Below are 21181 nucleotides of genomic sequence, written 5' to 3'. Positions count from 1 at the left end.
AGTGATGGAAAGCGACACGGAAATCACGGACATTATGCCGGCGTGCATCTCCTTTGGCCTGGATGAAGCGTGTCGCGTCGAAATAGACCGGTCCGTCTTCCCGTAACGTTCCGAAAAGCAGATCGGGGAACTCCCTGTACCGGATTATCCGGCAGGGAATCTTTTCTTCTTTCTTGAGTTCAAGTTATAAATGCAACTTTTTGGTACAGGATTAATAGCTGCATAAGTAATATTTTTTCAGAGAGAAAAGAGAGACAAATCCCTCTGTTCTCTGCTGAATGGATAATGTTACTATCTTTGTTTTTATTGTCCGTCCAAAGAAATAAAAGTTGTAGATGAGTAAACATATAACCGAAAAGCAAAGGTATGCAATTTCTAAGATGCTGCAAGTTCCTATGAGTAAAAAAGATATAGCTGAAGCTATTGGCGTTGATAAAAGTAGTATCTATAGGGAAATAAAACGCAATTGCGATATTCGTAGTGGAAAATACAACCCTGATCTTGCTCAAAGAAAGGCAGATAAACGTAAGGTTGAAAAGAAGCGAAAGGAGGTGTTTACACAAGCTATGAAGAAGCGTGTAAAAAAGCTTCTACGAAAGGATTTGAGCCCAGAGCAGATAGTGGGCAGAAGCCAAGTAGAAAATATAGCTATGGTATCTCACGAAACTATATATTGTTGGATATGGAATGATAAACGACAAGGTGGGGATCTCCATAAATATCTTAGAAGGCAAGGGCGAAAATATTCAAAGCGTGGTTCTAAAAACGCAGGTAGAGGATTTATTCCCAATAGGGTTGATATTGACCAGCGACCTTCAATAGTAGAGCAAAAAGAAAGATTTGGTGATTTAGAGATAGATACAATTATTGGAAAGAATCACAAAGGTGCTATTCTAACCATTAATGATAGAGCAACAAGCAGAGTCTGGATACGTAAGCTATCAGGGAAAGAAGCCATCCCTGTAGCAAAGATTACAGTATGGGCATTGCGAAAAGTAAAAAACTTAATACACACAATAACGGCTGATAATGGAAAAGAATTTGCAAAACACGAGGATATATCACAAAAACTAGATATTAATTTCTATTTTTGTAAGCCATACCACTCTTGGGAGCGTGGTGCCAATGAAAATACTAACGGTCTTATCAGGCAGTATATCCCAAAGGGTACGGACTTTAGTGAAGTAACCAACAAGCGTATTAAATGGATTGAAAACAATCTAAATAATAGACCTCGTAAAAGACTTGGATACCTCACACCAAACGAAAAATTTAAACAAATTATTAATATGAATTCCGTTGCATTTGTAACTTGAATTCAGCTTTCATGTTCTCTTTTTCATTGTTCTTGGATTTGTATCTAACGTGGTGCAAAGATATATCTTTTTAATATGAAATACACTATAAATATATACATAAATTACACTTTTAATAAATTGTTAATCACTGATAATAAGATATTTACAACACAAATAAAACCGAAATATCTATATATTTAAGTTGTATATTTCGGTTTGTAAATCAAGCATTAAGAGTCCCGTTCTCCATATATTCTTTTAGCCGTAAAAACCTCTCTTGAGGATTGTCTCTACTCTTTGAACAAGAAACAAAAAAATTATGGCTACATCGGACAAATCATTTAACGGGGAACTCTTGGAGAGTATTTTTAAGACCTCCAAAAAGACAATTCAGGAGTATGTCCGCGAAATCGAGCGCAACAACCGCTACCGTTCATGCCGTCAGGATACCGGCTCGGGATATATTCTCGATGACCGCGCCCGGCTCATTGACCTGTATGAAGCCTGCCTGCAACAGGACGCTCATATACGTTCCGTTGTCGAGACACTGGAAAGCCAGATTCTCGGCGACCGCTATATGCTTGCCCGTGTAAACGAAAAGGGAAAATACATCAAGGACGTGGCGAACTCCCTGAAGATACAGGGTTCGCAGTTCGACAAGATAATCAAGGGCATAGTGGAATCCAAGCTCTACGGGTACACCCTGCTTGAAATCATGCCGCATACTGACCCCAGAACGGGCAGGCTGGCGGAAGTCAACATCATCGAACGGCGTAATGTGTTGCCGGACCAGAAAACGGTACTGAAGCGGCAGGGACTGTGGGAGCCGCATTGGGATTTACATGACCCGGCATATTACCGTTGTTATGTACTGGTAAACTCCGGCGACTTGGGACTTTTTTCCGCCACGACCCCTTTGATACTGGCCAAGAAATTCACGGTGGCCAACTATGTGAACTTTTCCCATACTTACGGACAGCCGATTATCCACGGAAAGACGGTCAGCGAGAGCAACGCCGACCGCAAGAGGCTGGCTAACGAGATAGCCAACGCGGCACAGAACAAGGTGGTGGTTACCGGCATTGAGGACGAGGTCGATATCAAGACATTCACCATGTCCAACTCGGAAAAGATATATACCGGGCTTATCGAGTTTGTGAACAAGGAAGTTGCCAACCTCGTGCTCGGCTCCGAGTCGATGGCCGGAGGGATGCAGTCGTACGTGGGTTCCACGAAAGCACACCAGGACATTTTCCGCGACCGTATCGAAGTCTACCGTCGGTATATCGAAAACGTCATGAACGAGGAGATAATCCCCCGCCTGGTGGCTATCGGGTATATCCCCGGAGGATTGGAGTTCCGGTATTCGAACCGGATAGAGATGAGCAACGAGGACCGCATCAAGCTCTATTCGCTGATCACGGACAAATATGAAGTGGCGGCCGATGAGATCGAGAAAGAGTTCGGTATCAATGTGGGCCGGCAGCTCAATGTTATCCCGGGATTAGGTTTCGGAGCCGAAGGCGGCTCATCCGGTCTCAGCCACAACGACCGGGGCATCATGTCGGACGAGGAGTATTTCCGGCGTTACGGACGCCCCCGGGGGGCGAAGGTCGGAAATTTTCTGCGGGGAGCGGAATAGAAGCCCGTCTTCCGCTCCCGGACAACGCTCCGTTCAGGGCTGTCAGGGCATCTGCAACCACGGAATCCGATACGGAAAAGGAGTATCGTGTCATTTTCGATGCATTCCGCAGGCTGATCCTCTATTGGGAGAACAGCGCGGAACGTCTCGACATTATAGAGGACATCATCACCCTGCGTGCCTCTTTCCTCATAGACCGTGCGCTGACAGGTCTGCGAATCGATATGGACCGGGCATTGGAGATACTGAAAAATCACAACTCCTTTACAACAGAGAGGGAACGGCAGCAGCGTGACATCCTGATTGCAGCTATAGACAACCTGGTGGATTTTGCCGCGGCAGAGGAGTATGCCATGCTCGGGGAACTGCCCGAGACAGCGGATGAACAGGACATGGAAGCATACGAAAAGATATGCCGCAGGTATAACCTCGTCCATGCGGAGGAAGAGAACAACCAGGTATTCTTCGCGGCCTCGATGGCCGCATGGTGGATGGCGGTGGATATGGATACCGTGCTTACCTACATGACACAAGGCGATGAACGGGTACGTGCCTGGCATCTTTCATTGGAAGGGATTTCCTTCCGCAAATCCGAGTTTCCTCCGGAGCTGATACCGCCGATCGAATGGGGATGCCGCTGCTTTCTGGTCGCGGAGGGGTTCGCCGCTGTCCGGGCGGCTTTGCCGGATAAGGGAGACTATCTGGAAAAGGTGGATCCGGTCTTCCGGGAGAGCCTGGCAACCGGCGGGCGTATCTTTTCCGATGCGCACCGCTATTTCTCCGTCCCGCTTCCGGGTTACATGAATGATATTGTGAAACGCATTAAAGGAAAGTTCGCCTATGCCCAAGATAACGCTTGATGAGTTTTGCAGCCACTGGGTAAGCAGGACCAGTACGCGCGTCATGGCCAGCCGGCTGGAGTTCAACGTATTCGACTTCGCAACTGCTGCCGGTGACTATACCAGGCAGCAGTTCGTGTCCTCATTCGCTTCGGGGGGATTCAACGGTAGCAAATGGGCGCCTCGTACCTCCAAATGGGGAAAGAGGTTCACCCATCCTCTCATGAACGATACGGGGACTCTGGCCCGGAGCATACAGTCGGAAGCCGGCCGGACAGACATAGTGGGACGGCGTTCGGACCGTACGCGCATCTTCCGGAAAGGCGCCAGGTATTGCATGTGGACTACGGAAAAGAGCTTTCCAGTCAAGGGCAAGCGGGGACGCAGCAAGGAGCGTTACGGGCATTATGCCGCCATACACAATACCGATCCGAAGTTCGGGCTGTACACGGTAAACCAGTATTCCACGCGCCGTCCCGTACACCGGCAGTTCATCGGATTCTCACCGAAGACGGACGACTATATCGCCGCCCATTTCATAGATATGATTTTTAAAGGATTTCCACACCAGCCGTTATGATAAAAGACAAACACCCAGCACCACAGCCCGCACAACCGTCGGCACCGGCGGAGAGCCTGCCTGAAGAAGTTTCCGCGAACCCTTTCGTGGAGATATACCGGGCCGTTAAGCGGGCTGTCCTGACCCTGCGGGAGAATCCGGACGACCCGTTGTCGCCGCCCCTGTTCAAAACCGTCGCTATCGACAACGGCCAGTTCGCCCGCATTGTCCGTGACGATAACACGGAGTATGAGACTGTGTTCCCTGCCGTGTTCATCCACTTTATCAACGTGAGGTACCTGGTACAGCAACAGCGTATCGGTGAGGGACGCGCCACCATGCGCGTGCGGTTTATCCTGAATACGCTCAACAATGCGGACGAAGACAAGGAATGCGAGGCGTTTCTGGTCTTCCAGCGGCTCAATGTAGCCATACAGGATGCCAAGAACCATGAGCCGGCGCTGAGCGAGCGGTGCAACCTGACCTATTTCGACATGCCGCTTTCAACCAATATGTTGCAGGCGTACTGGATAGACTACGAGGTATGGTTCAGGGAATCTTCCGCGTGGAAATACAGGGACTGGGTAAAAAGGTATGTGGTCATGCCCCCGTTCACCCAACACAGCGATGCGCCGCAACATGACAGCGGCGGACACGGCTTCCATCCGCGTCCGGAACATGACGAAGTATCTGGTTTTTCGGATACTGGATCGGAAAATTGAAATCCATGCAGGAGATTTATCCGCACTGCGTATAAACAGACATGAATCAGCAGATAATACAAGACTCATGATACATTTTCTGTACTTGCTGAATTTAGAATGTTCAGCATGCCGGTCTTGATACAAATAGTTGCAACCGGTCTGTAATTTGAACAATCTATTATACTGTAAAGATAATCGCATTTCCATAAATGGATGGATTCTCATATTTCCACTTCCATAAATAGCAGTGCAAAACCTTTTCTTTTTCCACCGCCTACTCTTGTTCAAATAACCCTTGCATATGGATATGAACACACTTCAATATGTCGTCGGAGAGGCGAAGGCAGGCCAGCCGGCTGTTATCCGTTTCTTCGGTCGCGTGACGGAAGAGACGACCTCACGTTTCAATGACGAGTTCGACTTTTTGGAAAATATCATCCGTCCCTCCTGTATCCGCGTGTTGATCAACTCGGAGGGCGGCAGTGTCCTTTACGGCATGTCCACCTATTCCACCATCGCCAATGCCACGGTGGATACGGAATGTATCATCGAAGGGGTCGCGGCATCGATGGCCTCCATCATCTGGGCGGCGGGCAAGCGTTCTCTCATGCGTGATTATGCCATACTGATGATTCATAACCCGATGTTGCCGGACGATGACGGAGGGGAACCGTCGGACATGGTAACGGCTTTTACCAAACAGATCGAGACGATTTACCGGAAACGGTTCGGCCTGAAAGCGGAGCATGTGCGGGCCATCATGGACGGACAGGCAGGAAAGGACGGGACCTATTTCGACGCACAGGCTGCCGTCAAGGCCGGCATCATACCTGCGGAGCATGTCATCCATACCTCGAAGCAGCTTTGCCGTAAAGTGCATGACGAGATAGAAGGATTGACCGATACGGCCGCCATCCAGGAACTGATGAGCCGTGTCAGCGCGGGAAATAAACCTTTCAAAGGCATTGAACCTACTCTTACAGAAACGGAAAACGATATGGCAAACGAAAACAAGACACAAGGCTTTGAGTACGGGGCGATTGCAGCCTCGCTGGGCATGAAGGACGGTGAGGTCAAGGACGTGATGGCACGTATCTCTGAACTGGCCGCGATGGAACCCAAATACAGAGAAATACAGAAATCACTGAGCGACGCGCAGACCGTCATCGCCGGAAAAGACGCCTCCATCCGGAACTTGCAGACAGACCTGGCCGCAGCGACGGCACGCCTTTCCGCCTACGAGCAGAAAGAGAAGGACGAGCAGGCTTCCCGTATCGAGACATTGGTGGAGAATGCCATTGCAGAAGGCAAGATTGACCGTGAGGCGAAAACGCAGTGGGTGGAGATGGCCGGTTCCAACTTCGAGTTGGCGGAAAGCACGCTGGCTTCCATTCCCGCGCGGGAGAAAATCTCGAAGGAAATCGCCGATGACCCTGCCAACATCCAGGCCACGGCGGAAGCGACAAAGACCGCCGAACAGCTGATGGCCGAGAAGGTGGCGGAAGTGGTCGGTGCGGATTTCAAGTTCCGAAAGCTCTGACAGACTATCCGCGGGCGTCCGCCCGATTTTAACTGACATGCCGGAGACCGCAGTGTCTCGCGCGGAAACAGCAGGTATCCGCCAGTCGGCCGAGTTTCATTCTTCAACGGAAAACTTAAAACGACAATGGCTGATACAGTAAACTTTCTTCAAAACGGGTATAGCGGCGAAGTACTTGAGGACTTGCTGACCTATACCGTGCAGGGCAATGATACAGTCCGCGAGGGACTGATTCATATCAAGACGGGCATCCAGCACCGCTATACGCTTCCTGCCATCAAGCTGGGCAACATTATCCAGGACAACGTGCCGACCCCACAACCCATCCACGGAGCCAAGGGCGATGACGGCACGAACGAGTACCAGTTCACCGAACGCCATCTTGAGCCGTCCGATTTTATGGTCTATCTCGAGTTTAACCCGAGGGACTACGAGAAGTACTGGCGTTTCGCGCAGCCGGAAGGCAATCTCGTGTTCCGCGAGCTCGACCCGAAAATCCAGGCGACGATGCTCCGTCTCCTTATGGACAAGAAAAACGAGTATATCGGAAACGCCATCTGGACTTCCGCCCGCGGAGGAGAGACGGTGGCCAAGATTACCGCACCGGAAGGCTGCACGAAAATCGGAGCCAACAAGGAGAAATATTTTGACGGGGTCATCAAACGGATCCTCGACAATGTGAACTCCTCCGATGCCGAGGTGGTTGCCGGAGGGCAGTGCATCATTTCGGGAACGACCGAGCTGACGGACGGGGCCGCGGTGGAGGCGGCGCTCTATGCGATGTGGAGGAAATGTCCGAAGCAGATCCGAAAGAAGACATCTCTGACCTTTGTGGTCGGATGGGACGCCTGGGACGCGTATGACCAATATATCTCGGACAAGCAGGTCAAGTATTCCGAGAATACCGAGGTCAACCGCTATCGCTTCAAGGGCAAGCGCATCGTCCCGGTCGTGGGAATCCCCGAACACACGATGGTGCTCGGCGAGTTCTCCACCGGCATGGACTCCAACCTGTGGATGGGGGTGGATTACGCGAACGACACGGACATCCTGAAAATCGACCGTCTGCAGGCCAACTCCGAGCTGTTCTTTTTCCAGATGCGCATGAAAATGGACGTGAACATCGTCCGCCCGGCGGAGATCGTGGTCCATACCGCCTACAAGAAGAGCGAATAACACACCTTTCTTCATTCTCAATATCCACCCGGGGAGCGGAGGCAAGGCCCCGTTCCCCATTTTCATTCTACTGTTATGGCAAAGAAAATCAACACGGAGGAAACTCCGCAGACAGACAACAATAATATTCCTGCACCGGAGGCTCAGGCGGTGCCCGTTCCGGAAACGGCATCGGAAAACCTCGGGACAGGCGGCGAGACTGAAGACAGGCTGCCGGCCAAGACCGCGGGGAAAGGGAATGCAGGGTCGGAGGAGACGACAGAGCCTCACATCCTGTCCCTGTTGAAAAAGTTCCCGGCATATCCGTCGCTGTACATCGACACGCACGGAGGAACCTATGCGCCGGACACGGCGGCCGCCATCAGGGGCAAGGCCGTACTCTACAGGAATCCTTTCTACAACGAACTTAAAAAGAAATCATAATGGCACTCGGTAATGTATTTATCAAGGATGTGGACGGCAATATTCCTTACGATACCGGCTCGTCGGGCGAGAAGGTGACGGGACTGCTGTTCGACGTGTCCCTCCAGCCGACGCTTTTCACGGAGGGGTATGGTAAAACCAATGAGACCAGGCTCAAGCCTGGCGATGTCTGCTACATCACCTCGTTCAAGTCCGCCGTGAACGACTTCGGTATCATCGAACGTGTGGAGGCAACCGACGAGGAGGAGATGAATGTCAATTTCCTGCACGGCATCCCGGCATACCATATCCGTGAATTTTTCCGCATGTCCGGCAATCCGGGCGGTTCAGGAAAACTCTACGTGATGTTCGCGGACTGTTCGGCGAACTGGGATGCGCTGGAAATCATGCAGCGTGCTGCCGGGGGTATGATCAACCAGATAGGCATATGGACGGAACAGCCGCTGTGGAAAGCGAACGGCGCATCGGAACAATACAACCTCAATCTGGTAAAGGGGCTCAACGACGTGGCCGTGGGGCTTGCGGAGCAGAACCAGCCGCTCTCGCTCATCCTTTCCGCCAATCCTTCCAATACGGGGGCGGATACGACTGAGGGGCGTCAGATTGACCTGAATAAAATACCTTCATGCATCTGTGAATCAAGCCGTATCAGCTGTATATTCGGCCAGGCGCATCACGAAAAGATCTCCACGATGCAGATGTGCAACAGGAACCATACGCCCGTGGGATTTTTGGGAGCGGTTATGGGAGCCATAGCAAAGGCCAACGTGCACGAATCCATCGCATGGGTCAAGCAGTTCAATCTCTTCGCGGACGATTTCCAGGAAATAGAGTTGGGGTTCGGGGACATCAACCTCGACGAGGCAGAGGAGAACTTCCTCAGCCTGAACCGGTACGAGTCACTCTCCCCGTCACTGCTGGACGAACTCGACGATAAGGGGTATATTTTTCCCATCAAGTATGCCGGCCGCGAGAACGGGATCTACATCTCGAAAGACCAGACATGCTCACATGGGGATTTCCGTACCATTGCCCGGAACCGCACCATCAACAAGAGCCGCCGTGCCGTGCGTGCAGCCCTGCTGCCGTATGTGAACTCACCGCTGATGGTCAATCCTTCAACCGGGTTCCTCGCCCCGTCGAAGATTACAGCTTTCAAGACACTCATCGGGGATATACTGGCCAAGATGCAGGCGGCGCAGGAAATTTCAGGATACGCCGTCACTATCGACCCGAACCAGAACGTGTTGGTGGACGACACGCTGCGCATCTCCTATGTCCTTGTCCCGGTGGGCGTGGCCGTGAAGATTTATGTAGAGGAAGGACTGTCATTAACCGCAAATAAGACATAGCATATGGCAATAATCAACAATGTAGCATACTCGTGGTCGATGATAACCCTGTCATCGACCGCCCTGGGAATCGATGAAGGTTCCACGACCCTTGAAGGCGTGTCGGCCATCAAATGGTCGAAGAAGCGCAAGGTCGAAAGTAACTACGGCATGGGAGGACGGCCGGTGTCGAGGGGGTTCGGGAACATTACCTATACGGCGAGCATCACGATGGACTATGCCACGCAACAGCTGTTGCGTTCGGTGTACGGCTCGCTGCTCGAAATCGGCGAGTTCGACCTGATTATCAGCTTTGCCAACCCGATGGCCGGCGAGGACTGGACAACGACGACCGTAACGCTCAAAGGTTGCATCTTCACGGAGGATTGTCTCGAGTCACAGCAGGATGATACCAATATCACCCATGAATTCGATCTCAACCCGTTCGATATCCAAATCGGCTCGGGTGATACAATCTAAGCTGTCATGGATGTAACTTTCGAGGGGAAATCTTCTACCGGAAAGAACGAATGGCTCACGCCTCCCTGCCTGCTTCGGAGGCTGGGGCCGTTCGATTTGGATCCGTGTTCGCCCGTAAACCGCCCATGGGATACGGCGCGACATCACTATACCATTGAGGATGACGGCCTGCAACAACCCTGGTTCGGACGTGTGTTCTGCAATCCTCCCTATGACACTGCACTGATTGTCCGGTTTATCCGCAGGTGTGTCGAACACAGGAATGCCGTCGCGCTCACTTTTGCCCGCACGGACACGCGCCTGTTCCACGAACTGATATTCCCAAACGCCGATTCAATACTCTTTATCAAGGGACGGCTCAGTTTTTACCATGTTACGGGGGAACAGGGTGGTACGGCCGGAGCGCCGTCATGCCTGATCGCCTTCAACAAAGAAAATACCGCGGTTCTGGAAACATGCGGTATCGACGGGAAGTTGGTGAAGCCACGACTTCAATAGTCAACCATAAATTTGTTACATAATAACCCGTCTGTTTGCCGGATATTGACCTTGGCTGACAGACGGGATTTATGTATGGCAGACTTAAATCGAAATATGCGCTTCCTTATCGAATGACGTATGCTCGTTACTGAACACATAGCCCAACTGGTTGCATATGCACCGGGTGTTTCCGATGACCTTATTGATATTGCGGTGCGAGTGGCCATATATCCAGTATTCAATCGGGCTGTCTGCAATGAAACCGCCAAGCTCCACGGTAAATGCCCCATTGAGCGGACTGCCCTTGAACTCCGGCGCCATCAGTTCGAATGACGGTACATGATGAGTGGCGACAATGAGATGTCTGGCAGTACTTTGTTTTACGCTCTGTTCCAGAAAACGGAAACAGCGCGAATGTTCGTCATTGAACCTTGTCCAGTCCAGCGGTTCGCTGCCGTAACGCATCCTGCGGAAATCTGTGATGGCTGCCTCAGTTTCATAGGCATCCTGCAACAGGATATGTGACCACAGTGTGGTAGCGATCAATTCTATATCGTTACCCAATGGGATAACGGCATTATAGTGGCAGGTGATGTTTTCCCTGATTTTGAGCGACCAGCCGTTATACAGCTTGTCTATGTCGAACATCTTGTAAAACTCGTGGTTTCCGGGAACCACGATGACCCGGCTGTAATTTCCGGAAGCCCAGTCCCAGAACGGATGTCTGGAGTAGTTCTCATCTCCGATATATCCTATATCTCCGGCAAGGACAAGCACTTCTCCGGCAACAGCCAGCGGGTTGTGCTTCAAAAAACTGCTGTTCTCCCGAAACTCGAGATGCAGGTCGGATGCGTATTGGATTCTCATTGTTGTGTTATGAAATTGGCTTCAAGTTGTTCCAATAACTGTTCTCCGGAAATGCTTTTAAGTCCTGCCGATTTGAAAAAATCAGAGTTTGGCACTTCTTCTTTGACAGCCAGGCAAAACCTGTCAACATCTTGTTTAAGCGAATCAGGAACTTCGTAGGTGTCGGCAGGAGCAAGCATGGCAACCAGCCGGAATACATCTTTCTTGTGCTTGACGATATGTTTGCTGTCCACTTGTTCTCCATTGCTTTTCCGCTCGGTCATTTCTAAATAGGCCCTGCATTTCAGACAGATAAGACTTTCAATGTTCGCAATATGTACGCCCTCCTCCAACGTGCTGTGTTCAATGGTATAATAATAATAGTCATCATCCATCAAAATGGCTGACAGACTTGACAGGTCATCATCAACCGGAATGGGGGTAATGTGGGCATCGTCCGGGAATTTGACAACCCCGATATTTCGTGAAAAGAGTTCTATCTGATACGGGAAATCCGGATTTCCCGGTTCCTTGAACCTGTAATATTCATGCCTGCATTCCCCGTTCCCGGTTCCCTTATTCCTTTGTCTGTACCCTGCGGTTTTTACAAACTCCCAGAATTTTGCAGCAAAATCCGAAGACAGCGCCTCCACAATCAGTATAATGTCTATGTCCTTGGTCGCCCTTGGAGTTTGTGCATATATTTCTTCATGCATTTCACAGGCAGTACCACCTATGATGACATAGTTTCCTTCATATCCGGTGAAAAACTCCCTGAATTTATCAATTCCTCTTACCATATCATATTATTTATCATAGTTTCCAATTCTATTTGAATGCGTTCATCATCCATATCCTTCATGGCCAGAAATAAAGACAATTTGTCTACAATGCCGTTTTTTGAGAAAAAACATGGATTGTAACGCCATATCTCTATGCGGGTCTCGCCATATTCCTTGTCTGTCCGGATTTGCAACCGTCGAGCTTCTTCTTTTGCAATGGCATAAGTGTCATTTTTTTCCTTGTTCAGCATTGAATATTCCGACAAGGCATTTACTCCACTAATACAAAATACTTCATCAGGCAGACTATCGGTATATACAATCCGCTCGATGGGGTTCGCCAGGAACGGCAACATCCTGTCCCATAATTCACGCTTTTTGAACTGAAATATCATACTCTTTGTCTTGCCGCCGGATAAAGCGATAACTTCTTTATCTTTCAGCCATCTGACCGCCCGGTTTACATTGGCATACGACACGTTGAAAAGATCTGCAATATCATAAGTTCCTTTCCCTTCGAGAGACTTTACTTCAAGATGATAAAGGATTATGCATTGGGCAATTGCAGGAATCTGCGTTTCTTCACCTCCCCCGATATTATTTTTATGCGGTTTCAAATCTATCAACAAATCCGGTATGAACATTTGCTTTTGCGGTATGATGAAATTTACACGATGTCTGACAAGACGCCGTACATTATAGGCCGCCACTGTACGCAATACAAATATTACCGGGCATTGGGCTTTTCGCTCAACCAGTTCTTTTTGTTTCCGCATCTGCCCCGGAGTATATGCAGAACTGTCTGCACTATACAGAAGAACTACGTCATGCCCCAACAAGTTAGCCGTACAAAATGTATAACCGGCAGTAATATTGGCTGGGAATGTATGCAAGACATCCTTTTCGACCGGCCTGATGTCCGCCCTCAAATCAAGCAATTCAGCGATGTACCGGCTTGTCACATCTATAAAATCATCTATTTTGCACATAATCATTTATGTTTGAGAATATGCAAAATTAACGATTATATACTATATATCAAAGAAATATATGAAATATATTCAGCGAAATTTCCTTTAAAGACTGATCTGGGAATATCAGGAGCAAAGAAGTTTTTTGTATAACATATGGATTACAAGTGAATAAGAACCGTGTCTTCAACCTTTCCACGATTCTTTGTCCTACTCTTTCGGTGAATCAAAACAAATTCGATATGGACGAAAAAATGCTTTCATTGGAACAGGAGATCAAGATCAAGGAAAAAGCCCTCAAACTGAAAGAGGAGAAGAAACTCCGCAAGATTTGTCCGATGGTCGTTTTCGGAGACACCGCAAACGGCGAGAAAGAGATTTATGTGGCCTACATGTCCGAACCGAGCTTTCCGCAGTTCAGCAAATTCATGGCCGCTTCCAAAAAGGACGAGGTAATCGCCATGCGCACGTTGGCCCGCGACTGCTTCGTGGACGGAGATAAGGAACTCGTGGACGACGAGTCGCTCTTCCTGTTCGGTCTGATGGGACAGCTTTCCGAGCTGATCACCACCCGCCAGAGTGTCCTGGTAAACTTATAAGCCGGTGGGTAGTGACCGACGAGCAGCGCATCCGCCAGCGGATGATCTATGTCCGCCACTACTTTCCCGGCGTCAACCTCGACACGATTTCCGACGAGGAGTTCGCGATGCTTTCCGAAGAGGCGTTGTGGCTGCACGAGCAGATGCTCATCAGCCGTATGCCCGTTCCGATGTCATTGCCGGAGAGGACTCCTTGACCTGCCGCCGTAAGCTTCCGGTTTGCGGCGGCCTTCGTTTCATAATCTCCGCCCTTGCGGAAAGACTATTCTTTTAACGCAGTACCCATTACCATGGCTCAGGAACAGAACTATCAGGTCAACTACTCCATCAACGTGGATGCCTCTCAGGGCACCAAGCAGGTTATCGCCTTCGGTGAGGCGGTAGGCAAGCTGGTACAGGCGAAAGCGTCCCTGACTCCGGCCGTCACGAACATCAAGAATATGATGGACGAGATAGACCGCGTGTTCCGCACCAAGAACGGCAAGAAACGTAATTTCGATTACCGCCTGACCATCGATACGAAAAAAAGCGAAGAGAAGCTGGAACGTATCAAGGGGTTACTCACGGATATTTCCACGCTTTCCAAAGGCATCAGCCTGACCATCAATGCCGGTCAGGCTTTGGACAGCAAGAAAATCAAGGCCAACGCCAAAAGCCTTTACGAGAAAAAGGCTGCCGAGATGCGCAAAGCGGAGATCGAAAAGAATGCCGCCTCGTCCGTTGGCACGATGGCAGACGCGCAGAAACGCATTACCAAAGCCATCGGGAAAATCAACTCCGCCCTGGTTTCCATGGAACGTGACCGGGAACTGCAAATCAAGACCGGGACGGCGGAAAACAGGTTGCAGCAGATACTTTCCCTATTGGGTCGTATCAAAAGTGCTTCTGTCATTTCTTTCAACATGCAGGGAGGCATACCATCCGAAGGACTCACACCTTCCGTTCCGGTGCCATATGCTCCGCAGGCCTTCGTAATGCCCGAAAAGGCCCGGCAAAAACTGATGGAACGGCTTTATGCAGGACAGCAGCTGCATCGCCAGAAACTGGTCCACGCGGAGGAGCTCTTTACCGCAGACCAGCGCCGTAAGGCGGCTCTGGCAGAAACCGCCGCGGCGGAAAAGCGGCGTGCCGATGAAGCGCGGGCTAAAGAACGGGAGTGCAAGAATGCCGCCCGTGCTGCGGAGAAAATACGCCGGCAGGCAGAACAGGCACGCCGTAAGGCAGAAACGGAACGTATAAAGGCCGAGCAGGCTGCAAGACGGCAGGAACAGCGCAATGCGATGCAGTCCGTCAGGCTCATGCAGCGGGAACATACTGCAGCCGGTACGCTCTACCGCAGTAAACGCCGTGCCGCCATCAACCGTATCCAGTATTCGAAAGCGCCGTCACTCAGGAACCTCCCGTTCGCTTCGATGCTCAATGCCTATATGGGTTACAGCCTGATCCGTTCGGAACTGACGAAGGCCATCGACTATTCCAACATCATGGAATCGGCACATTCCATCCTCCGTGTGGCGGACAGCGACCTCAAGACATTCGAGACCCGTTTTGACAGTATGGCCCGTCATGTCCGTAAAATCGGCATCGACACGAAATACACAGCCGTGGAGATTGCCGGTGCCGTCAAATACCTGTCGATGGCGGGCATGAATATCGAGACAATCAACAAGTCCATCCGCCCGATCACGAACCTGGCACTTATCGGTGACAACGACGTGTCGTATATCGCCGACCTGGCCACGAACATCATGGCCGGTTATGATATCCATAACGACAGCATGGACAGCGTGGCGGACATTATCTCCTCCACCATTTCCCGCTCGAATGTGAATATCGTGGAGATGGCGGAGTCATACAAGATGGCTGCCGGTTACCTGCGTATGGCGGGCGTGGACTTCACGGAAAGCAGTGCCGCCATCGGTCTTTTGGGCAATATGGGTCTGAAGGGAACGCTGGCGGGAACCTCGTTGCGTGCTCTTTCCACACGTTTTGCCAAACCTACCAAGGAGGCACAGGAAGTTCTGGACCGCCTGGGCATCCGGTTCACGGAAATGCGCGACATCGAGGGGGTGCAGGTCGAGAAACTCCGTCCTATAGCGGACATTTTCGAGGAATTGAACAAGAAGGGCGCGTCGATGGCGGATGTCCAGGCAATCTTCGGGAAAATTGGCGGTAACGCGGCGATGATGTTCCTGAAGAACTACGACAAACTACGAGAACTGACTTCATATAACCGGGGGTCCCAGGGCGTTTCCTCAGAACTGGCATTGGTAAAGCAGAATACGACCAAGGGATTGTGGGCGCAGGTGACCTCCCAGCTGACCGAAGGGTTCATGCAGGCATACGAGGTGTTGGAACCCTCTATCCGCACTGTGCTCCGCACTTTTCTGGCAAAGTTCAAGGCTCCGGAATTTACCCGTGGCCTGGTGTCCATCGGGAATGCCTTGTTGGACATCTTCACCGTGATCGGCAATATCGGCGCATGGGTGACCCGCAATTTCCATTGGATAGAACCGCTTGTCTTTACAGGCGTTGTCGCGACCCGGCTGTTCAAGGTGGCGGGAGCCCTGACGAATATCGGCATCGCCATGGGGTTTATCGGCAAACAGTCTGCGGCCACGACATCAATCAGTGTCGTGCAGGGGCTGCTGGGGGCGGGTGGTATCGGTAAGGTTTCGTTTGCCCAGAAGCGGGCCATCGTGTCGGCCATGCAGTCCGCAGGCGTGGCGGGACGGGGAGCGATGAACCGCGCCTTGATGGCCGGGGGCGGTGTCATCGGAGCCAAAGGAGTCCTGCAGTCGCTGTTTGCCACACAGGTGGCTACCGGCAGCGGACTGACCGGTGCTGCCGCCTCGTTGAGTGCCATCAGTACAGGCGCGGTTGCCGCCACGGCAGGTATAGCCGCATTGGTCGGGACTTTGGGATGGGTGGCTTACAAGACCTGGAAGATAAAGGAGGCGAAGGATGCCGTACTGGAAGAGATCGAATCGAACCGCAAGTACCGTTATCCGTCCATAGAGGCACTTTACTCCTCCCTGAGCGAGACCTATAACATGGCTGTCAAGACAAAGCGTGCCGTGGACGAGGTCGTTGCCGGCAAAAGTATCGAAGAGGCTTCGGGACATAAAATCGGAGCCTTCACATCCAACTGGTGGGCCGGGTTCTTGGGGGAATTTGCCATCGCTTCATCTGAGGGGATGGTATCGCGAGACCATGTGTATAACATGGACAAAGCCCGTCAGGATGACATAAGGGATGCGCTTGTCACCCTTGCCAAACGCGACAGCCAGACACGTATCGATGCCGCGTACGCCGAGTTCGGGAAGATGGGTACGGTATTGGAAGTGGACGCTTTCCTCAAGACGGTAAAGGAGCGTTTCGGGCAACAGGAGAAGGATCTCGACAAGTCTTTGTGGCGTATGCAGGATGGCAAGGCCGTCTATGTGAATGATATCGGGGACAGGTCGGAAGCGGTTGCCGCCCGCACATACGACTATGCCCGGTACATGAACACGCAGACCGTTCCGGAGATTGTGCGTGCCGCCACCGCTTATCGGAATGCCATATCGAGTGCCGCCAATGCGCATGAGCTGATGCGTAAGGGAGGGTTCGACTTTGACCAGTTCAGGGCCTGGGGATTCGAGCAGGACGAAAACGGGCTATGGAAACAGCGGGCACTGGGGCAGAACGCCACCGATGCGCAGCGTATAGACAACATCGCGCATCGCAAGCTGGCACATACGACACTCGTGAAGTTCTTTTCATCGCTCCGGCAGACTTTCGGAGGTTCGGCGGAGGCAGCCGAGAACATCCTCCGCGTGGCGGGCTTCACTCCCGACCAGTACGGCAACGAACCGGATTCCAACGATACACGTCCGTTTGCTGCCAACCCGATTACCAACACGCATCTGGATGACGGAGGGGCCGGCGGCAACTATTCCGGCACGGGGCGGTTGTCCTCGGCGGCACCTAAACAGGTCATCGTGAACATAGAGAGCCTGCTCAGTGTCAGGACCATCGACCTGATGAAGTCGAAGGAGGGGCAGACGGAAGAGATACAGAACCTGAAAGAACAACTGGCACAGGCGCTCATCGATGTCGTGCATGACTTCGATGCCTCCTGGAACGCATAAAATGAAAGGATTATGGGAAGACTGATACAAATCGCGGCCTCGACTTTGTTGAGCGGAGGCATACTCAACCACGGTTCGCTTGGCGGATACATCAGCAACGCCACGCGTCTGGCGTTGGGCATGGGGCTTGCCGAATTGCAGGACGGGCAGGTACATTACTTCTCCAGGCACCATGACCTGCTCAAACGGGCAGCCATACAGGTTGCCTCGCAGACGGCTTACGGGTTGCTACGTTCCTATCCCCGATACCTCAAATACTGGGAACAGCAGGTGCGGGACAAATATCTTCAGACACAGTCGCAGTCCAGCCTTGCGAACAAGACCGGACAGTACTACCAGCTCATCAGGGAACAGCAGGCGGTGGCGCAGAAGAAAAACCATATCGATTCCATCGTCGGCCGGACAGTGGCGGATTTTCTGGAACTGTCCATATCAGAGGAGGGGAAGTATTATGACAACAGCGAGTGCAAGGTTTTGCCGAACAGCCGGTATGGACTGGTGACATTCGTGGACCTGGGACCGCAGGTACAGGTCAGCAGCCGGAACAATATCCTGCTGACCCGGGTACAGGGGCGGGACTATACCCGCAAGGAATATATATCCGGGGGTGACCTCGAGATTACCATCAACGGCAAGATCACCTCCAAATACCCGGACGTGTATCCCGAGGCGGAAGTGTCCAAGTTTATCAGGCTGGTACAATACAAGGGTGTCATCGATTGCGACAACACGGTATTGCGCCAGTTCAACATTTCACGGTTGATTATACAGGGCTATACCTTACAGCCTACGGATTGCCGGAACGTGCAGCCGTATTCGCTGAACTGTGTCGCCGTGGAGCCATCGGAAGCCGTGGAACTGAAACTGGCGGAACAGGAAAAGGTGGACACGGCCATCAAGCACACGAACAAGTGGATCAAGTATGTTAAATTCGGTACGGAGGTCATCGACCCCGCCTCGTTGCTTAAACTGACACGTTTATGGGTATAGCTGCAATGGATATCCTCTGCTGTCGCATCACCATCGGGGATGCCGACCCATCCAATCCGATGAGGATACAGAACGGCGTGGAGATTACGGAAGTCCAGTCGCTCGAAATCAACGAGAGTTACAAGAAGCTGATCGGAACGGCCAAAGTGATATTCCCGAAAGGGTCGGTATGCCGCTCCACGATTATCGGGAACGTGACATTGGAGGGCAAGGACGTGTCGAGGATAACGACGGAGGTGATGCAGGACGGTGTCATCATCGAGAAACGCAGCGCGCAGCGTCTGGTTGACGAGACGACATTCAAGGTCGGACAGCGCATCAATATCAAGCTGGGCTACAACGGCGTGCTGAAAAATATGTTCGACGGATACATTACCGGATACAATTCGGACAGCACGCTGGAAATCCAGTGTGAGAATATGGCCTACAAACTCAAACTGAAACAGGCACCTCATTTCGAGACCCCGGCGAAAGGGACGACGGTGAACGAGGTGCTGGAAGGCAAGTATAATATCCTGAAAGATACCGGCTTCAGGATACACTCGGATACGAAGCGGTTTGAGATACATATCGGCAAGGTAAAGGTCACGGACAACTTCACGGTAGCGGATATCCTTTCCGAATGGTCGAAGTACAAGGTCTACTGTTTTTTAAAATACGATGCCGATGATGACGGGGCCATACCGTCCATTGCCGTCGGGCGTCCTTATTCGTCCAGCAAGGCTCAGCCGGTATTCCCGGAGGATGAATCGACAGGACCGTACAGGATATACTTCAACGAGCATGTGGCGCAGAGCAACCTGAAAGTGGTCAAGACCGATCCGAAGTTTTTGGCGGTGACGGGCAAGGCACTCGGGACGGATGAAAAATTCTTTGAGGTGACAGTACGCATGAATCCTGAATACGACCCGGCGACGCCGGGCAGCAAGGAGTTTCAGACGGTCAATGCCACGCAGATTTCAAAAAAGACGCACAAAGTAACGGGCAACACGACGGCATCAGGAGCGAAGACCAGGACCAAGGTGGATTTATCCACATATACCATCGTACCATATATGTCACCTCATGTCGGAATCAATTCCGACCGGCTTGTAGAAGAGACGACGGAATACTTTCGGAATTACAATCTGAACGGAATCACCGGCAATGTGACAGTATTCGGGGATTTCGGACTGTCTCCTGCCGTACAGGTGGAACTGATCGACTACCGTAATCCTTCCAAGAACGGCGTATACCTCGTGGAAGAGGTAACGACTACTTTCGGGGTGGGTGGATACAGGCAACAACTGAGTATTCCGTATAAAATTAGGAAATAAGATTTACCGTTATTCAACAGGAGGAATTTCTATCAATGGTTCTTCGTTTATTACCTTGATAATATTCGGAAGTTCGCTATTGTATTTATCGTCAGTAGAGCAATCAAAACCTTTTCTTCCACTAATGAAATCCGGTGTCGAAGTTTCAAAAGACCCTTTGCGTACAACCGGTATAAATTTAGTGGTTCCCTGATTGTTATATATTTCATGTGATATTATACCCCCTTCATAAGCGGCACCTCCTTTACCGGATTCAGCTTTCTCTTTATACTTTGGAGTCAGAATGCACAGAACTTTAGTTGCCTTACGGATGCTTTCAAGCATAAATTTAGGCAAGTCAGTTCCATGAGGTTGATACTGGTCTATTTGAGCATCAATCCCTCGTCTTCGCAAATCTTTGGCGAAAGTTTGAATCCAATTCATAAAGACATTGTCTTCTACCTCCCACGCATACGAAATCAACACAAACGGCTTGTTTTTATTCACAATTGGTTCTTCCGCCACTTTATTGAGAATTTCAGGCAGAGGCGTATTATCGATTGTAGGAATGTCTACATCTGCCCAAGGATTCAAAGCTTCTTGTATCGCATCTTTTGGAGTATTCATTAGCAGCAGCCTGTTTATTTTGATAGACAAATCTTTGAGGAATTTTTGTACATCATTCTCATCAAGAGCTAAAAATAAAGTCCTATACCATTTAATTCTTGATGTAAATTCTTCCTTTTCCCGCAATTCTGCCATATATTCCCCATATGTATGAGGTAACGACAATGTTGTTAAATATGGCCTGATTGTATTATAAAACAATGGTCCATCTACATACAGCGGCGCATAATCATTTTCTTTGTTCGATCCGATAATATTCCAAAGCTGTTCATATATATCTGATCTACTGGTCTCTTTTTCATAAATTGTCCGCTCAAGGGAAATTTTAGGAATAACACACTCTCCCCCATTTATAACATCGGCACCATTCTCCGTAAGAGCTATAAAATCTCTATCTTTTAAGTAGAGATAGCCATTATCAATGAGGGTATTTACCAGGAAATACAATATACCCTATTGATTACGA

At 50.5% G+C, this 21181-nt stretch carries 20 protein-coding genes; 16 read left to right on the top strand and 4 right to left on the bottom strand.

The annotated features are described in order from the left end of the window. The first annotated feature begins 335 nt into the window (after positions 1 to 335). The 11 genes from DWY57_RS06685 to DWY57_RS06635 all read left to right on the top strand — a co-directional run bounded on the left by DWY57_RS06685 (position 336) and on the right by DWY57_RS06635 (position 10490). The gene (locus DWY57_RS06685) at positions 336 to 1316 is read left to right on the top strand and encodes an IS30 family transposase (protein WP_117917169.1); all 981 of its coding nucleotides are present in this window, start codon (positions 336 to 338) and stop codon (positions 1314 to 1316) included. Between the two features lie 301 nt (positions 1317 to 1617). After that, on the top strand, positions 1618 to 2940 hold the full coding sequence (locus DWY57_RS06680) for a DUF935 family protein (protein ID WP_008142945.1): 1323 nt from the start codon (positions 1618 to 1620) through the stop codon (positions 2938 to 2940). Positions 2941 to 3164: 224 nt separating this feature from the next. Further along, the gene (locus DWY57_RS06675; protein WP_008142943.1) at positions 3165 to 3800 is read left to right on the top strand and encodes a phage minor head protein; all 636 of its coding nucleotides are present in this window, start codon (positions 3165 to 3167) and stop codon (positions 3798 to 3800) included. Continuing rightward, a complete protein-coding gene (locus DWY57_RS06670; protein ID WP_008860784.1) occupies positions 3781 to 4359 on the top strand; it encodes a hypothetical protein in 579 nt (192 codons plus the stop codon). The genes DWY57_RS06675 and DWY57_RS06670 overlap by 20 nt, the downstream gene beginning before the upstream one ends. Continuing rightward, the gene (locus DWY57_RS06665; RefSeq protein WP_004293608.1) at positions 4356 to 5060 is read left to right on the top strand and encodes a hypothetical protein; all 705 of its coding nucleotides are present in this window, start codon (positions 4356 to 4358) and stop codon (positions 5058 to 5060) included. Before DWY57_RS06670 ends, DWY57_RS06665 begins: the two co-directional genes overlap by 4 nt. 283 nt (positions 5061 to 5343) lie before the next feature. After that, positions 5344 to 6582 carry a Clp protease ClpP gene (locus tag DWY57_RS06660; RefSeq protein ID WP_004293607.1) on the top strand — a complete coding sequence of 413 codons (1239 nt, stop codon included), beginning with the start codon at positions 5344 to 5346 and terminating at the stop codon, positions 6580 to 6582. Positions 6583 to 6708: 126 nt separating this feature from the next. Next, positions 6709 to 7758 carry a hypothetical protein gene (locus tag DWY57_RS06655; protein ID WP_004293606.1) on the top strand — a complete coding sequence of 350 codons (1050 nt, stop codon included), beginning with the start codon at positions 6709 to 6711 and terminating at the stop codon, positions 7756 to 7758. A gap of 75 nt (positions 7759 to 7833) precedes the next feature. Beyond that, positions 7834 to 8181 carry a hypothetical protein gene (locus tag DWY57_RS06650; protein WP_004293605.1) on the top strand — a complete coding sequence of 116 codons (348 nt, stop codon included), beginning with the start codon at positions 7834 to 7836 and terminating at the stop codon, positions 8179 to 8181. Continuing rightward, positions 8181 to 9533 carry a DUF2586 family protein gene (locus DWY57_RS06645; RefSeq protein WP_004303973.1) on the top strand — a complete coding sequence of 451 codons (1353 nt, stop codon included), beginning with the start codon at positions 8181 to 8183 and terminating at the stop codon, positions 9531 to 9533. Before DWY57_RS06650 ends, DWY57_RS06645 begins: the two co-directional genes overlap by 1 nt. Positions 9534 to 9536: 3 nt before the next feature. Next, the gene (locus DWY57_RS06640; RefSeq protein ID WP_004293603.1) at positions 9537 to 9992 is read left to right on the top strand and encodes a hypothetical protein; all 456 of its coding nucleotides are present in this window, start codon (positions 9537 to 9539) and stop codon (positions 9990 to 9992) included. 6 nt (positions 9993 to 9998) lie between these two features. Further along, positions 9999 to 10490, top strand: a complete 492-nt coding sequence (locus tag DWY57_RS06635) for a DNA N-6-adenine-methyltransferase (RefSeq protein ID WP_004293602.1) — start codon at positions 9999 to 10001, stop codon at positions 10488 to 10490. A gap of 84 nt (positions 10491 to 10574) precedes the next feature. On the opposite strand, the gene DWY57_RS06630 is transcribed toward DWY57_RS06635, so the two are convergent. The 3 genes from DWY57_RS06630 to DWY57_RS06620 are packed head-to-tail and all read right to left on the bottom strand — an operon-like array spanning position 10575 to position 13089. Continuing rightward, the gene (locus tag DWY57_RS06630) at positions 10575 to 11339 is read right to left on the bottom strand and encodes a metallophosphoesterase (RefSeq protein ID WP_004293601.1); all 765 of its coding nucleotides are present in this window, start codon (positions 11337 to 11339) and stop codon (positions 10575 to 10577) included. Next, complete coding sequence (locus tag DWY57_RS06625) at positions 11336 to 12118, bottom strand: hypothetical protein (RefSeq protein ID WP_008142932.1); 783 nt, start codon at positions 12116 to 12118, stop codon at positions 11336 to 11338. The genes DWY57_RS06630 and DWY57_RS06625 overlap by 4 nt, the downstream gene beginning before the upstream one ends. Then, positions 12112 to 13089, bottom strand: a complete 978-nt coding sequence (locus DWY57_RS06620; RefSeq protein ID WP_004303975.1) for a hypothetical protein — start codon at positions 13087 to 13089, stop codon at positions 12112 to 12114. Before DWY57_RS06620 ends, DWY57_RS06625 begins: the two co-directional genes overlap by 7 nt. 224 nt (positions 13090 to 13313) lie before the next feature. Here DWY57_RS06620 and DWY57_RS06615 point away from each other — a divergent pair, with 224 nt between their 5' ends. From DWY57_RS06615 to DWY57_RS06595, 5 genes are all read left to right on the top strand, one after another. After that, on the top strand, positions 13314 to 13670 hold the full coding sequence (locus tag DWY57_RS06615; protein ID WP_008860783.1) for a hypothetical protein: 357 nt from the start codon (positions 13314 to 13316) through the stop codon (positions 13668 to 13670). A gap of 11 nt (positions 13671 to 13681) precedes the next feature. Then, positions 13682 to 13867, top strand: coding sequence for a hypothetical protein (locus tag DWY57_RS06610; protein ID WP_004293597.1), 186 nt, complete (start codon positions 13682 to 13684; stop codon positions 13865 to 13867). Between the two features lie 93 nt (positions 13868 to 13960). Then, the gene (locus tag DWY57_RS06605) at positions 13961 to 17803 is read left to right on the top strand and encodes a phage tail tape measure protein (RefSeq protein WP_009316561.1); all 3843 of its coding nucleotides are present in this window, start codon (positions 13961 to 13963) and stop codon (positions 17801 to 17803) included. Between the two features lie 12 nt (positions 17804 to 17815). Further along, complete coding sequence (locus tag DWY57_RS06600; RefSeq protein WP_004293595.1) at positions 17816 to 18793, top strand: DUF6046 domain-containing protein; 978 nt, start codon at positions 17816 to 17818, stop codon at positions 18791 to 18793. Next, positions 18784 to 20109: a hypothetical protein gene (locus DWY57_RS06595; RefSeq protein WP_004293594.1), complete on the top strand. Its 1326-nt coding sequence runs from the start codon at positions 18784 to 18786 to the stop codon at positions 20107 to 20109. The genes DWY57_RS06600 and DWY57_RS06595 overlap by 10 nt, the downstream gene beginning before the upstream one ends. A gap of 9 nt (positions 20110 to 20118) precedes the next feature. On the opposite strand, the gene DWY57_RS06590 is transcribed toward DWY57_RS06595, so the two are convergent. Then, positions 20119 to 21162 carry a toll/interleukin-1 receptor domain-containing protein gene (locus tag DWY57_RS06590; protein ID WP_243634651.1) on the bottom strand — a complete coding sequence of 348 codons (1044 nt, stop codon included), beginning with the start codon at positions 21160 to 21162 and terminating at the stop codon, positions 20119 to 20121. Between the last annotated feature and the right edge of the window lie 19 nt (positions 21163 to 21181).

This window comes from Bacteroides sp. AF25-5LB (assembly GCF_003602965.1).
GTDB classification, from domain to species: domain Bacteria; phylum Bacteroidota; class Bacteroidia; order Bacteroidales; family Bacteroidaceae; genus Bacteroides; species Bacteroides uniformis.
Note: the sequence above shows the minus strand (reverse complement) of the source record. Positions and strands in the feature narration are given on the sequence as shown.

Bases quoted from the DNA above. Each gene is read 5' to 3' on its own strand.
- DWY57_RS06685 (WP_117917169.1), top strand. From the start codon at position 336: ATGAGTAAACATATAACCGAAAAGCAAAGGTATGCAATTTCTAAGATG.
- DWY57_RS06680 (WP_008142945.1), top strand. From the start codon at position 1,618: ATGGCTACATCGGACAAATCATTTAACGGGGAACTCTTGGAGAGTATT.
- DWY57_RS06675 (WP_008142943.1), top strand. From the start codon at position 3,165: ATGGACCGGGCATTGGAGATACTGAAAAATCACAACTCCTTTACAACA.
- DWY57_RS06670 (WP_008860784.1), top strand. From the start codon at position 3,781: ATGCCCAAGATAACGCTTGATGAGTTTTGCAGCCACTGGGTAAGCAGG.
- DWY57_RS06665 (WP_004293608.1), top strand. From the start codon at position 4,356: ATGATAAAAGACAAACACCCAGCACCACAGCCCGCACAACCGTCGGCA.
- DWY57_RS06660 (WP_004293607.1), top strand. From the start codon at position 5,344: ATGGATATGAACACACTTCAATATGTCGTCGGAGAGGCGAAGGCAGGC.
- DWY57_RS06655 (WP_004293606.1), top strand. From the start codon at position 6,709: ATGGCTGATACAGTAAACTTTCTTCAAAACGGGTATAGCGGCGAAGTA.
- DWY57_RS06650 (WP_004293605.1), top strand. From the start codon at position 7,834: ATGGCAAAGAAAATCAACACGGAGGAAACTCCGCAGACAGACAACAAT.
- DWY57_RS06645 (WP_004303973.1), top strand. From the start codon at position 8,181: ATGGCACTCGGTAATGTATTTATCAAGGATGTGGACGGCAATATTCCT.
- DWY57_RS06640 (WP_004293603.1), top strand. From the start codon at position 9,537: ATGGCAATAATCAACAATGTAGCATACTCGTGGTCGATGATAACCCTG.
- DWY57_RS06635 (WP_004293602.1), top strand. From the start codon at position 9,999: ATGGATGTAACTTTCGAGGGGAAATCTTCTACCGGAAAGAACGAATGG.
- DWY57_RS06630 (WP_004293601.1), bottom strand. From the start codon at position 11,339: ATGAGAATCCAATACGCATCCGACCTGCATCTCGAGTTTCGGGAGAAC.
- DWY57_RS06625 (WP_008142932.1), bottom strand. From the start codon at position 12,118: ATGGTAAGAGGAATTGATAAATTCAGGGAGTTTTTCACCGGATATGAA.
- DWY57_RS06620 (WP_004303975.1), bottom strand. From the start codon at position 13,089: ATGTGCAAAATAGATGATTTTATAGATGTGACAAGCCGGTACATCGCT.
- DWY57_RS06615 (WP_008860783.1), top strand. From the start codon at position 13,314: ATGGACGAAAAAATGCTTTCATTGGAACAGGAGATCAAGATCAAGGAA.
- DWY57_RS06605 (WP_009316561.1), top strand. From the start codon at position 13,961: ATGGCTCAGGAACAGAACTATCAGGTCAACTACTCCATCAACGTGGAT.
- DWY57_RS06600 (WP_004293595.1), top strand. From the start codon at position 17,816: ATGGGAAGACTGATACAAATCGCGGCCTCGACTTTGTTGAGCGGAGGC.
- DWY57_RS06595 (WP_004293594.1), top strand. From the start codon at position 18,784: ATGGGTATAGCTGCAATGGATATCCTCTGCTGTCGCATCACCATCGGG.